Here is a 12,734-nt window from a genome sequence, read left to right on the forward strand (position 1 = left end):
CGCCGCGCCACCGGCCGCGTGCACACGCCCATGCCTTCGCTGCTGATCGCCGACGACCATCCGCTGTTCCGCGCCGCCCTGCGCGGTGCCGCGGCCGACGCCGTCGCCGATCTGCGCGTGCACGAAGCCGATTCGCTGGACGGCGTGCTCGCTGCGCTGGAACGCGAACCCGACATAGACCTCGTGCTGCTCGATCTGCACATGCCCGGCAATCACGGCCTGGCCGGCCTGGCCGCGATCCGCGCGCAGCACCCGGGCGTGGCGGTGGTGGTGGTCTCGGCCAACGACGATCCCCGCGTCATCCGCCGCGCGCTGGACCACGGCGCCGCCGGCTACCTACCGAAAAGCTCCGGCTTCGACGAACTGCGCGACGCCATCCGTACCGTGCTCTCCTGCGAACAATGGCTGCCGCCGGCCCTGCGCGGCAGCGTGGCCCGCGCCCAGTCTTCCGCCCAGGACGCCGACCTCGCCGCGCGCCTGGCCAGCCTGTCGCCGCAGCAATTCCGCGTGCTGGTGCTGGTGGCCGAAGGCCTGCTCAACAAACAGATCGCCGACCGGCTCGACGTGCAGGAACGCACGGTGAAGGCACATCTCACCGCGATCTTCGAGCGGCTAGGAGTGCGCAATCGCACGCAGGCGGGGGTGGTGTTGCGCGAGCTGGAGTTGAGTGATCCGGCGCGGCAGTTATAGCCTTTGAGGTAAAGGATTTGCGTCGTTTTCCGAATTCCGCCTGATACCATGGGGCCCTTGTCCAAATGGATCACTTCGAATGAGCGCACCCTTCATTTCACGAGTCATGCTGCGCAACTATCGCAGCATAGGTCAGTGCGATGTGGCTCTGGGAGCGCTCACATACCTGGTTGGGCCTAATGGCGCTGGAAAGAGCAACTTTCTTGACGCGCTTCATTTGGTTTCAGATGCGCTGACCAGCTCGCTGGAACAGGCACTGAACACCCGTGGCGGACTGTCTGAAGTACGTCGTCGCTCCGGTGGACACCCCACCCATTTTGGTGTGCGACTTGAGTACAACATAGACGGAAAAACCGGTATCTACGCGTTCAACGTCGCCGCACTCAAGGATCGGGGCTTTGAAGTGCAGACAGAGATCTGCAGTTTGGGTGGACCAGGGAAAGGTCCATATTACCGAATTGAACGAGGTGTCTTAAAAGCAAGCAGCGAGCCAACGTTGCCTGCGTTAACCAAGGATCGTCTGGCGCTCGTGGCGCTATCTGGACTCAGCTCTTTCCGCCCGATATTCGATGGTCTTACGTCGATGGGGTTTTACAACTTAAACCCCAAGCTGATGCGGGACCTACAAAAACCACAGGAGGGGCGTCTGTTGAAGTCGGTTGGGGAGAATGTCGCCAGCGTAATAGGCCATTTGGAACGAGTATGTCCCGAAGGACTGCGCACGATAGAGGAATATCTGCAAACTGTAGTTCCTACGGTACATGCGGTGAAGCGGCTGGCAGTTGGTCCAATGGAAACGCTGGAGTTTCGTCAGGATGTCCCGGGCGCGCGTGATCCTTGGCGTTTCACAGCCCAAAATATGTCGGATGGAACTCTGCGCGCGCTGGGTGTATTGACTGCGTTGTTCCAGCGAAACGACGACTTTGCACCGACACTTATAGGCATTGAGGAACCTGAAACTGCCTTGCATCCAGCAGCCAGTGCGGCATTGAGGGAGGCGCTGGCTCTCGCTTCGACTCATACGCAGGTCATCGTGACTAGCCACAGCCCCGAGTTGCTGGATGACACATCAATACGCGATGACCACATTCTCGCTGTTAGTTCCGACGCGGGAGAAACCAGGCTGGCACCGGTCGACGGTGCATCGCGCAAGGCAATACGCGAAGAACTGTTCTCTGCAGGCGAACTGCTGAAGCTTGGACAGCTGCAGCCAGATCCGGATTTGCTTCGTCAGCAATCTACGAGCCAGCGCGATCTTTTCGACGAGGCAGTCGGATGAGTCGTGTGATTTGCATAGTGGAGGGACACGGCGAGGTAATCGCTTTGCCCGTCTTACTTCGACGTATTGCCGCATGGCGGTTCCCCGAACGTCATATCGACGTCCTTCCTCCTATTCGAGTGAAGCGGGACCAGTTCCTTAACGATGAAGAACAGTTCAAACGTTTCATGCAACTTGCAGGGATGAAATCCAGGGAAGAGGATGCAGTTCTGGTGCTGCTCGATGCTGACGATGATTGCCCTGCGTCATTCGGACCTTTCCTCCTGCAGCGCGCACGCCACGCAATTCCGCACCGTTCGGTATCTGTTGTTCTTGCTAATCGTGAGTTTGAGGCTTGGTACATAGGTGCTGCAAAGTCGCTGGATGGTTACCGCGGACTCACAATATCTCCCGCTGATCTAAAATCTGACCCAGAGCAGCCTCGCGATGCAAAAGGATGGCTGCGTAGTCGTATGGGCGCGCGTAGCTACGGGGAAACAACAGACCAACCCGCTTTTGCTGCTAAAATGGACATGGACGCCGCATATGAGCGCTGCAGATCTTTCAGGAAGCTGTGCAGTGACCTGGATCGTTGGTTTATGTCCTGATCGATTTTGCAAAATTTTGCTGCTAGTTTCGGTCGTCATGCTTTGCTCAAATGCGTGCAGACACTGCAACTCGCTTGAAGTACACAGTATCGAGAAGCGAACTTGCTTGGACCGCTCGGAGTGCCGGAAGAAACTTGCGGCGAGCAGCTTCGCGCAGCAGCGGGGCTGACATCAGTCGAATGAATCCTGCGGAAGCCAGCGCAGCGTGTCTTCTACTGCACGCTGCGCGCCGCCAGCAGCCGGTCCAGCACCGATTTCAGCGCCAGCGGCTTGACGGGCTTGATCAGCAGCGGCAGGCCGGCTTCGTGCACGGCGCGGCGTACGGTTTCGCCGGGATCGGCGCTGAGGATGACCGCGGGCCGCGGGCCGTGGAGCGGGCGCAGGCGCTCGTGCAGGGCCACGCCGGTGTCGCCGCCGTCCAGGTGATAGTCGAACAGCCACAGATCGGCCGGCTGCGTCGCCAGTACGCGCTGCGCGGCCTCGCCGGCGGCGGCGGCACTGACACGGCAGCCCCAGCCGGCCAGCAGCTTGCGCAGCGCTTCCAGCGTGGCGGTTTCGTTATCGACGACGAGTACGTGGGTGCCGGCCAGGCGCGGCCGCGCGCCGGCTGCCGGTTCGTCCTTGTTGCGCGCCGCGGCGCGCGGCAGCGTGATGGCGAATACCGTGCCGACGGCTACGCGGCTGCGCAGGCCCAGCGGCGCCTGCAGCAACTGGGCCATGCGCTCGGCGATGGCCAGGCCCAGGCCCAGCCCCGGGCCGGCGACGTCGTCGCCGCGGCGGAATTCCTCGAAGATGCGCTGCTGTTCGGCGGCCGCGATGCCGGGGCCGGTATCGTGGACTTCCACCCGCAGCGTGCCGCCGTTGCGGCGCAGGCCGAGCAGGATGCGGCCGCGTGCGGTGTAGCGCACGGCGTTGGCGAGGAAGTTCTGCAGCACGCGGCGCAGCAGCTGCGGATCGCTGCGCACCCAGGCGCGGCTGGGGCGGTAGCGGAATTGCAGGCCGCGTTCCGCCGCCAGCACGCGGAATTCCGACACCAGCGGTTCCAGCACTTCGGCCAGGGGGAAATCGCGCAGCTGCGCGGAAAGCCCGCCGGCTTCCAGGCGCGACATGTCGAGCAGGCCGGTGAGCAGGTCCGTGGTCGAATCCAGCGCGCCGCGGGTCTGCGTCACCAGTTCGCGCTGGGCCGGTCCGGTAAGCTGCTGGGCCAGCGCCTCAGTGAACAGGTGCGCCGCGTGCAGCGGCTGCAGCAGGTCGTGGCCGATGGCGGCGAGGAAGCGGCTCTTGGCTTCGTTGGCGCGCTCGGCTTCGCGCTTGGCGTGTTCGAGCAGGGTGGTGCGGTCGGCCACGCGCTGTTCCAGGGTTTCATTGGCCTGGATCAGCGCGGCCTCGGCGCGGCGGAAGGCGGTGACTTCGGTGAAGGTGGCGACGAAGCCGCCGCCGGGCATGGGATTGCCGCGGATCTCCACGATGCTGCCGTCGGGAAACACGCGCTCGGACAGGTGCGGCGTGCCGTTGCGCATGAAGTCCAGGCGGCGCTGCAGCGCCTGGGCGGCGTCGCCGCGGTGGGGCAGGCGGCGCAGCGCCCATTCCGCCAGCTCGGCGATGGGCGCGCCCACGCGCAGCAGCTCGTGTGGAAAACCGAACATTTCCGCATAGCGCCGGTTCCACGCCACCAGACGCAGCTGGGCGTCCACCACGCTGATGCCCTGGCTCATGTTCTCCAGCGCGGCTTCGAGCAGGCGCTGGTTAAAGCGCAGGTCCTGCGAGACTTCGCCGACGATGGCGGCGACCGTGTCCAGATCCGGCCCGGCTTCGCGCTGGGCCGCGTCCAGCAGCAGGCGCGCCGAGGCGCTGCCCAGCACCGCGGCCAGCTCATGTTCCAGGCGCGCCTCGATCGCCGCCGGCACCGGGCCGCGCGGCGGCGCGTCGCGCAGCAGTTCGTCCAGGCGCGGTTCCGGCAGAAAGCGGCGGCCGGCATTGCGCAGCGCGCGCAGATCGAAGCCAGGCTTGGCCAGGCGCGGGCCCTGCCGCCAGGCCGCGACGACAAACGTGACCGCCGTGCCCACGAACAGGCTGGCGGCCACCGCGCGGCCGAGCCGGCTCCAGCCGGTGAGGCCGAACAGGGCATCCGGCGCCAGCCAGGCATGGCCGTACAGTCCCTGTTGCAGCCATTCCGGCGCCACGCCGCGCACCTGCGCCGCCAGCGGCACCAGCAGCGCCCAGCACCAGATGACGAAGCCCGCGATGATGCCGGCGACCACCGCACGCGGCGGCGTCTGCGGCCGCCACACGGCAAAGCCCAGGGCCGGTGTCAATGTGGCCAATGCGGAAAACGATACCGCGCCCACATCGGCCAGCGCCTCATTGCCGGCGATCAGCCGGTTGTAGGCCCAGGCCAGCAGCATGATGGCCACGATGCCGATGCGGCGCAGACGCAGCACCGTGGCGCGCAGATCGCCGCCGCCGGAACGCAGCCAGGCGCCGCGCAGCAGGCCCGGCGCCAGCCAGTGGTTGCCGATCATCAGGCTAAGGGTGAGCGTGCTGACCACGACCATGCCGGTCGCCGCACTCAGCCCCCCGAGGAAGCCGAACAGGGCCACGCCGGCATGGCCTTGCGACAGCGGCAGGGCCAGCACGTACAGGTCCGGCGAAAGCCCTTGCCCGCCCAGCAGCACATCGCCGGCGTGGGCCAGCGGCAGCAGCGGCAGCGCGATCAGCAGCAGGTACAGCGGGAACAGCCAGCGCGCCGTGCGCAGATGCGATTCGTCGCGGCATTCCACCACGCCCACGTGGAACTGGTGCGGCAGGGTGAACATGGCCAGCACGCCCAGCAGCACCAGCGGCAGGAAGCCGCCGGTCTCGGGCCGCGCGGGGGCGACGCTGGCGGCCGGCATGTCCAGGCCGAACACGACAAATACGCCCAGCGCCAGCATCGCCGCCAGCTTGAACAGCGATTCAAAGGCGATGGCCAGCACCAGGCCGCGGTTGTGCTCGGCCGCGCTGATGCGGCGCGTACCGAACAGCATGGCGAACAGGGCCATGGCCAGGGCCACGTACAGCGCACCGTCCTGCCACAGCGGCTGCGGCGCCTGTGCGGCAGACTGGGTCAGCACGGCATAGCTCATGGCCACGGCCTTGAGCTGCAGCGCGATATAGGGAATCAGGCCCAGCGCGGCGACGGCGGTGACGGTGGCGGCGATCCACGAATCCTTGCCCAGGCGGCTGGCGATGAGATCGGCCAGCGAGGTCGCATTGGACGCCCGCGCCAGGCGCACCAGCTTCACCACCGACACCGTCGCGAAGGCGTAGAGCAGGATGGTGCCGATGAATGTCGGCGGCAGCGGCCAGCCGTAGCGCGCGGCCTGGGTGACCGTGCCGTAGAAGGTCCACGAGGTGCAGTACACCGCCAGCGACAGCGCGTAGACGTACGGCCACCAGCGCGCCAGCGCAGCCGGCCGGCGTTCGGCGTACAGGGCCACGCCGAACAGCGCGCCCAGCCAGACCAGGGCGGCGAAGACGACCAGGCTGACGCTCAGCATGGAAAGGCTCTGGCAGGCATGGGCTGGGGTGTGGACGCGCTGCGGCCGAGCATAGCGCAGGCCGCCGCCGGCGCCGCGCTGCTGCCGTTGCAGCGGCAGGCAGGGCCCCGCGGCGCCGCGGAAGGGTCAGCCCAGGCGGCGCAACCGGGTCGATACGGCTTCGCCGTCATCCGGAACAGTGTCCGGATGCGATGCAGAAAAAGGCATCCTTGCCCGCCCGAAAAAAGGACGGCGCGCGGGCGTTGGAGGGGAGGCAGCCCGCGCGCCGGTAGTCGCGCCGATCAGAAATCGTAGCGCGCGCTCAAGGTGTACTGGCGCGGCGGGCCGTAGAAGCCGGTCAGCACGCCCAGCACCGGGATGTTGTAGCCCGTGGTGCGGTAGGCCTTGTCGGTCAGGTTGGTGCCCTGCAGCGAGAAGCTCAGCGACGGGTTCAGGCGCCAGATCACGCCGGCGTTGAGCAGGCCGTAGCCGTCCTGGCGTATCACCGGGCTGAGATCGGTGGTCGGCCACACTTCGCTCTGGTAGCTGTAGCCCACGCGCGTGGAGAGATTGCCGCCGCTGGCCAGCTCGGTGCGGTATTCCAGGTTCACGGCGCCGGAGAAGCGCGGCGCGTTGGTGAATTTCTGGCTGTCGGAAACATCCACGCCCGAGGTGATGAACTCGTCGTACTTCGCATCCAGCCACGCCAGGTTGCCGCTGAGCAGCCAGTGCTCGTTGGGCAGCCACTGGTATTCCATTTCCAGGCCCTGCACATGGCCGCGGCCGGCGTTGGTGAAATCGCCGAAGAAGGCGTCGTCGGTGCCGTCGCCGTTGCTGTCGAAGGCGGTGAACACCGACAGCTGGATGTCTTCGTACTTGTTGTAGAAGTAGGCAAAATTGAGGAACAGCGACTGCTCGGCCAGGGCCATCTTGGTGCCGATCTCGTAGCTGTCGACCTTCTCGTCGTCGAAGGGCTCGGCCGAACGCGGCACCGCCACCGAATTGGCGCGGATGTTGAAACCGCCGGACTTGAAGCCGCGCGAAGCCACGCCGTAGAGCATGGTCGTGTCGCTGAGCTTGTAATCCAGCGCCAGCTTGGGCGAGACGTTGGTGAAGTCCACCTTGCGGTTGAAATTCGCCACGGTTGTCGTCGGCACAGTGAAGGTGGCGTCGGTATAGCCGCGGTTGAGCACGACGGCGTGCTTTTCCTCGTCGGTCCAGCGTGCGCCGGCATCCAGCGACAGGCGGTCGGTGAAATCGAAGGTCCAGTCCGCATAGGCGGCGAAGGCCTTGGTATAGACCGTGCCCTGGGTGTCGCCGAAGGAGGCGTTGAAGAAGTTGTTCAGCACCTGGCCGCCGGCTTCGCCGTCGAAGTGGTACAGGCCCATCACGCCGCGCGCCTTGCCGCCGCCGTCGAAATTGGCCTGCAGCTCGTTGGTGGTCTGCTCATCGCGGTAGAACGCCTTCACGTCGGCGATCTTGTTGGGCAGGGTGTCGAAGTCGATATTGGTTTCGGTATCGGAATCGCGCCGGGCGAATACGTATTTGAAGGCCCAGGAATCAGTTGCGCGCCAGTTTGCCGTGCCGGAGGCGCCCTTCATTTTGGTGTCGTTGACGTTGGGCATGCCGCTGCGGATGTCGTAGCGGTCGCTCAGCGGCGCGACGGTCGGCGCAAAGCGGTTCGGCGCGAGCATCTTGGCGCCGCGCACGCCGGACTGGTCGTCCATCCAGTCGAAGGCGAACAGCAGGTCGAAGCGTTCGTTCACATCGGCGCCGATGCTGGCGCGGAAGGCATTGATCTCCTTGTCGCTGACCGGTGCGCCGTTGGTCAGGTTCTCACCGAAGCCGTCGCGGTTGAGGCTGGCCACGGCCAGGCGCGCGCGGATCGGACTGTCGCTGCCGCCGATGGGACCGCCCAGCGCGCCCTTGGCGTCGAGCTGGCCGTAGCTGCCGACCGTGAGCTGGGCATAGCCTTCGGCCTCTTTCGGCAGGCTCTTGGAGATGTACTTGATCGCGCCGCCGATGGTGTTCTTGCCGTACAGCGTGCCCTGCGGACCGCGCAGCACTTCGACCCGGTCCACGTCGAACACATCGAGCAGGGCGCCCTGCGGCCGCGCGATGTAGACATCGTCGAGGTAGATGCCCACGCCCGGATCCACGCCCCACAGCGGATCGGACTGGCCTATGCCGCGGATATACGCCGTGACCGTGCTGCTGGAACCGCGCGCAGCGTAGACGGTGAGGTTGGGCACCTGGGCATCGAGGTCGCCGATGTCCTCGACATTGAGCTTCTCCATCGCGTCGGCGGTGAAGGCAGTGACGGCGACGGGCACGTCCTGCAGGGTTTCCTCGCGCTTGCGCGCGGTGACGGTGACCTGATCCAGCGTGGTGGCCTTGCTGTCGGCGGCGCCATCGGGGCTGTCCGCGGCGGCGGTCTCGGCTGCCGTTTCCGCCGTGCTTTCCGCCGAATCGTTCGCCCAGGCCATGGGCGCGAGCAGCACGCAGCCGATCGCCAGAGCCAGATAGTTGCGCTTCATGCTGCCCCTCCTACGGGTGTGTTTCTTGTGGGCGGACCCCTGCCGCCGTTCTCCGCACAGGCTAGGCCGCGCCCCCGCCGCGCGGCATCGTACCTTCGGACAATGGGCCGTCCCGGGCGGCTTCCCGACACTCGCCGGGTCGGGCTCTGGAGCCAGGGAATGTCTTTTCTGATCGTATTGGCCGCGCTGTGTTTTCTGATGTGGATTGCCTACCGCGGCCACAGCGTGATCCTGTTCGCGCCGGTCGCGGCCCTGGGCGCGGTGCTGCTGACCGACCCGGCCCTGGTCGCGCCCATGTTCACCGGCCTGTTCATGGACAAGATGGTCGGTTTTCTCAAGCTGTATTTTCCGGTGTTCGTGCTGGGCGCGATCTTCGGCAAGCTGATCGAGCTGTCGGGCTTTTCCAAGGCCATCGTCGCCGCCACCATCCGCCTGTTCGGCGCCGACCGCGCCATGCTGTCCATCGTCGCCGTATGCGCGCTGCTGACCTACGGCGGCGTGTCGCTGTTTGTGGTGGTGTTCGCGGTCTATCCCTTTGCGGCGGAGCTGTTCCGCCAGAGCAACATCCCCAAGCGCCTAATCCCCGGCACCATCGCCCTGGGCGCCTTCACCTTCACCATGGATGCGCTGCCCGGTACGCCGCAGATCCAGAACATCATTCCGTCGACCTTCTTCGGCACCAATTCCTGGGCCGCGCCGGTGCTGGGCTGCGCCGGTGCGGTGTTCATCCTGATCGTGGGCCTGGTCTATCTCGACTGGCGCCGCCGCGCCGCGGCCGCCGCCGGCGAGGGCTATGGCGATGCGGCAAGCCTGCTCAACGAGCCGGCCCCGTTCGCCGGCAGCACGCTGGCCAACCCGCTGGTCGCGCTGCTGCCGCTGGTGCTGGTCGGCGTGTCGAACAAGCTGTTCACCGCGCTGATCCCGGGTTTCTATGGCGCAAAACACGAATTCGTGCCGGCTGCCATGGGCACGGCTGCGCCGGTGGTACAGGAAGTTTCCAAGGTCGCCGCGATCTGGGCGGTGGAAGGCGCACTGCTGGTCGGCATCGCCTGCGTGCTGCTGACGGCGTGGAAGCCGGTGATGGCCAGCTTCGCCGAAGGCAGCAAGAGCGCCATCGGCGGCGCCTTGCTGGCTTCGATGAATACGGCTTCGGAGTACGGTTTCGGCGCGGTGATCGCGGCGCTGCCGGGTTTCGTCGTGGTGGCCCAGGCGCTGGCGGCGATACCCAATCCGCTGGTCAACGAAGCCGTCACCATCACTGCGCTGGCCGGCATCACCGGCTCGGCTTCCGGCGGCATGAGCATCGCGCTGGCGGCCATGGCCGAGACCTTCGTCGCCAATGCCCAGGCCGCGGGAATTTCCATGGAAGTACTGCACCGCGTGGCCGCGATGGCTTCCGGCGGCATGGACACGCTGCCGCACAACGGCGCGGTGATCACCCTGCTCGCCGTGACCGGCCTGAGCCACCGCCAGGCTTACAAGGACATCTTCGCCATCACCCTGATCAAGACCGCGGCGGTGTTCGTGGTGATCGGCGTGTTCTACGTCAGCGGCTGGGTCTGAGCCGTCGTTGCCGGCTCAGGTTTGACCTGGGTGGCCCACAGCACACCGGCGATCAGCAACGCAATGCCGGACAGCGTCAGCGCCGGCGGTACGTGACCGCGCAGGATGAAAGCGTAGCTCAGCGCGGCCAGCGTCTCGAACACGATCAGCTGCCCGGCCAGCACCGTAGGCAGGCGCTGGCTGGCCTGGTTCCAGCAGATCGTGCCCAGCCAGGACGCGAACAGGCCAATCGCCACCATCAGGCCGACGAAACGCAGCGGATCCGGACCCAGCGGCATGGGAAAGGGATTGTCCACCAGCCGCATGCCGCCCCAGAGCAGCGCATAACCCAGCGCCGCCAGCGGCAGCGTGACCAGGCCTTGCGCCGTCGCCCAGGCACGCGGGCTGCGGTCCGGGTGCGCGCGCAGCCAGTCCGCGTTGCGCAGCGGATACCAGGTCCAGCAGGCGACGGCGATCAGAGCAAGCAGCGCACCGCCGGCGTAACGCCAGGCATCGGCCTGCGGATCCGCGCGCAGCGCCTGCAATTCGACCTGGTTGACGCAGGCCACGCCCAGCGCGATCAGCCCCAGCGATGGCGCCAGCCTGCGCCAGGGCAGGCGGCCGTCGCGGCCGGCATTGCGGCGATTGGCGCAGATCGCGATGACCACGGGCAGGGTGCCTATGAGCATGGTCGGCAGCGGCCCGCCGGCGCGCTGTATCGCGGCGGCGAGGCAGACGTAGTAGAGCAGGTTGCCGATGGCCGAGAGCTTCAGCGCCTCGATCCAGTCGGCGCGGGACAGGCGCCTGAGTTCGGCGCGATCCAGCCAGGCCAGCGGCAGGGCGATCAGGCCGAAGGCGAGATAGCGTCCCACCGACTGCAATGCCGCGGGATAGTCCGGCAGCAGCAGCGGACCGAGGAAGACCAGGCCCCACATCAGGCCGGCGGCGAGTGCGTAAAGCGTTCCGGTAAGCATGCCGCCAGCATGCGCCGGCGCGCCGGCACCGTCTTGCACCAGATTGCTCAGCCGCGCAGCTGACGCTGGTAGCGCGCCGGCGTGGTGCCGTAGCGGCGGCTGAAGGCGCGGGTCAGATGGGCCTGGTCAGCGAGGCCTGTTTCCACCGCCACCCGCACCGGCGCCACCCCGCGCGCGAGCAGGCCCTTGGCCCGCTCCAGCCGCAGCGCCATCAGCCACTGCTGCGGCGTGGCGTCGTACTGGTCGCGGAAGCGGCGCAGGAAATGGAACGGACTCAGTCCCGCTACGGCGGCCAGCTGCTCCAGCGTGATCCGTTCGGCCATATGTGCCTGCAGATAGTCGATCACCCCGGCAAAACGCTGCCGTCCCTCCGCCGCCAGCGGCCGCGGCCGGCGTGCGTGCGGTTGAATTTCACGCAGCAATTCCAGCAGCAGACTGTCCAGCGCCAGCGGCGACTGCGCCTGCCACAACCGCTCCAGCAACTGCCCCGCCCGCCGCGCGCGCTGCGGATCGTGCTGCACCGCCGCGGTAAACCACCAGCTGCGCTCGCCGCTGATTTCCTCCAGCACCTCCGCATCCAGATAGATCATGCGATAGCGCCAGCCACCCTCGGTTTCCGCCCGGCCCGTATGCACCTCGCACGGGTTCATCAGCACCAGCGAATCCGGCGGCGCCAGATGCTCGGCCCCCGCATAGCGGAACCGCTCCACGCCGCTTTCGATCGCGCCCAGGCCGAAAGCAGCATGCATATGCGGCTCGAAGGCGTGGCGCACGATATGCGCGCGGTACAGTTCGATGCCGCCGCGGTGCGCCGGGTGGCGGAATTCGGCAGCGTCGGTGGGGGAGTCGAAGTGGGTGGGGACGCCTTGCATGGGGGTAGCTTGCCATAGCGGGGCGGGGGCGTCTGGCGGGCGGGTAGTGCGGTAGCGGGTTGAAGCCCGGAATGGCAGGAATGCGGTGCCGGCTCTGTAGGCAGGCTCTGGGGCGGTTTATCCGAGTCTGCCGAAATGGACCAAACCGCGCCGATCGTTTTGACGGTTGGCCACCGCTCAGGCACCAGCCGCAGGAATGCTGAAGCGGTCTGCGATGATCTCGATGACATCGCCCGACTGCATTTCGATCTTCAACTGCAGCTTGCCCTGGAATTGCACAGGGCCATCGACGGTGTTGATGCTGATGCTGTGTCCCCAGGGAAATTCCCTGGGCATGACCAGGCGCTGGGTGCCCTGAAAACGTATCTCGCGTTCCTGTCCGTCTCTGCGGATCTGCAGAGACCCGGAACCGGAAATCCAATCGATCGTGACCAGCGAAAGCGTCCAGTCGTGCATGGCGTTTCCTTGTACAAGCAGCCGGGAAGCAGAAGCTTCCCTGTCGAATCCCGATGCGCTTTTATCGGAATCGCGAGAGCGCCCATCACACCGATCTTGATTTTCCTGGATCGCGCGAAGGATTCGCCGTGGCGAACAGTCCGGCTCATCCGCGCTCTCAATTGGTTTCGCCGGTCATAGGCCTGGGTCGCGCTGTTGCCCGCGCGGGCCGGGCTCTTCAGGTTGGGGAAACCGTCGTAGCTGTAATTGATTTGATCCAGTGTGCTGCCGTTGCGCGTT

9 protein-coding genes are annotated in these 12,734 nt (G+C 66.2%); 4 read left to right on the forward strand and 5 right to left on the reverse strand.

Annotation, left to right across the window (positions count from 1 at the left end; genetic code table 11):
• Window positions 1–30: 30 nt before the first annotated feature.
• The 3 genes from NM961_RS20240 (at window position 31) to NM961_RS20250 (ending at window position 2,556) form a co-directional block, all read left to right on the forward strand.
• Window positions 31–690: a response regulator transcription factor gene (locus NM961_RS20240; RefSeq protein ID WP_255916238.1), complete on the forward strand. Its 660-nt coding sequence runs from the start codon at window positions 31–33 to the stop codon at window positions 688–690.
• A 79-nt stretch (window positions 691–769) separates the two neighbouring features.
• Entirely contained in the window at window positions 770–1,969 is a 1,200-nt protein-coding gene (locus tag NM961_RS20245; RefSeq protein WP_255916239.1) for an AAA family ATPase, read from the forward strand.
• Window positions 1,966–2,556: a DUF4276 family protein gene (locus tag NM961_RS20250; RefSeq protein ID WP_255916240.1), complete on the forward strand. Its 591-nt coding sequence runs from the start codon at window positions 1,966–1,968 to the stop codon at window positions 2,554–2,556. The genes NM961_RS20245 and NM961_RS20250 overlap by 4 nt, the downstream gene beginning before the upstream one ends.
• A 212-nt stretch (window positions 2,557–2,768) precedes the next feature.
• On the opposite strand, the gene NM961_RS20255 is transcribed toward NM961_RS20250, so the two are convergent.
• Window positions 2,769–6,095, reverse strand: coding sequence for a hybrid sensor histidine kinase/response regulator (locus NM961_RS20255; RefSeq protein ID WP_255916241.1), 3,327 nt, complete (start codon window positions 6,093–6,095; stop codon window positions 2,769–2,771).
• 281 nt (window positions 6,096–6,376) lie between these two features.
• Window positions 6,377–8,611 carry a TonB-dependent receptor gene (locus NM961_RS20260; RefSeq protein ID WP_255916242.1) on the reverse strand — a complete coding sequence of 745 codons (2,235 nt, stop codon included), beginning with the start codon at window positions 8,609–8,611 and terminating at the stop codon, window positions 6,377–6,379.
• Window positions 8,612–8,770: 159 nt separating this feature from the next.
• On the opposite strand from NM961_RS20260, the gene NM961_RS20265 reads away from it, so the two are divergent.
• The gene (locus NM961_RS20265) at window positions 8,771–10,174 is read left to right on the forward strand and encodes a GntP family permease (protein WP_255916243.1); all 1,404 of its coding nucleotides are present in this window, start codon (window positions 8,771–8,773) and stop codon (window positions 10,172–10,174) included.
• Here the strand turns inward: NM961_RS20265 and NM961_RS20270 are convergent.
• The 3 genes from NM961_RS20270 to NM961_RS20280 form a co-directional block, all read right to left on the reverse strand.
• On the reverse strand, window positions 10,153–11,127 hold the full coding sequence (locus tag NM961_RS20270) for a DMT family transporter (protein WP_255916244.1): 975 nt from the start codon (window positions 11,125–11,127) through the stop codon (window positions 10,153–10,155). The two genes, NM961_RS20265 and NM961_RS20270, sit on opposite strands and share 22 nt — an antisense overlap.
• A gap of 47 nt (window positions 11,128–11,174) precedes the next feature.
• On the reverse strand, window positions 11,175–11,999 hold the full coding sequence (locus NM961_RS20275; RefSeq protein ID WP_255916245.1) for an AraC family transcriptional regulator: 825 nt from the start codon (window positions 11,997–11,999) through the stop codon (window positions 11,175–11,177).
• Window positions 12,000–12,176: 177 nt separating this feature from the next.
• Window positions 12,177–12,455, reverse strand: coding sequence for a hypothetical protein (locus tag NM961_RS20280; RefSeq protein WP_255916246.1), 279 nt, complete (start codon window positions 12,453–12,455; stop codon window positions 12,177–12,179).
• Between the last annotated feature and the right edge of the window lie 279 nt (window positions 12,456–12,734).

The sequence above is a fragment of the Tahibacter harae genome (assembly GCF_024437735.1).
GTDB classification, from domain to species: Bacteria; Pseudomonadota; Gammaproteobacteria; order Xanthomonadales; family Rhodanobacteraceae; genus Tahibacter; species Tahibacter harae.

Excerpts from the sequence above, each read along its gene's own strand:
- NM961_RS20240 (WP_255916238.1), top strand. The coding sequence starts at position 31 with ATGCCTTCGCTGCTGATCGCCGACGACCATCCGCTGTTCCGCGCCGCC.
- NM961_RS20245 (WP_255916239.1), top strand. The coding sequence starts at position 770 with ATGAGCGCACCCTTCATTTCACGAGTCATGCTGCGCAACTATCGCAGC.
- NM961_RS20250 (WP_255916240.1), top strand. The coding sequence starts at position 1,966 with ATGAGTCGTGTGATTTGCATAGTGGAGGGACACGGCGAGGTAATCGCT.
- NM961_RS20255 (WP_255916241.1), bottom strand. The coding sequence starts at position 6,095 with ATGCTGAGCGTCAGCCTGGTCGTCTTCGCCGCCCTGGTCTGGCTGGGC.
- NM961_RS20260 (WP_255916242.1), bottom strand. The coding sequence starts at position 8,611 with ATGAAGCGCAACTATCTGGCTCTGGCGATCGGCTGCGTGCTGCTCGCG.
- NM961_RS20265 (WP_255916243.1), top strand. The coding sequence starts at position 8,771 with ATGTCTTTTCTGATCGTATTGGCCGCGCTGTGTTTTCTGATGTGGATT.
- NM961_RS20270 (WP_255916244.1), bottom strand. The coding sequence starts at position 11,127 with ATGCTTACCGGAACGCTTTACGCACTCGCCGCCGGCCTGATGTGGGGC.
- NM961_RS20275 (WP_255916245.1), bottom strand. The coding sequence starts at position 11,999 with ATGCAAGGCGTCCCCACCCACTTCGACTCCCCCACCGACGCTGCCGAA.
- NM961_RS20280 (WP_255916246.1), bottom strand. The coding sequence starts at position 12,455 with ATGCACGACTGGACGCTTTCGCTGGTCACGATCGATTGGATTTCCGGT.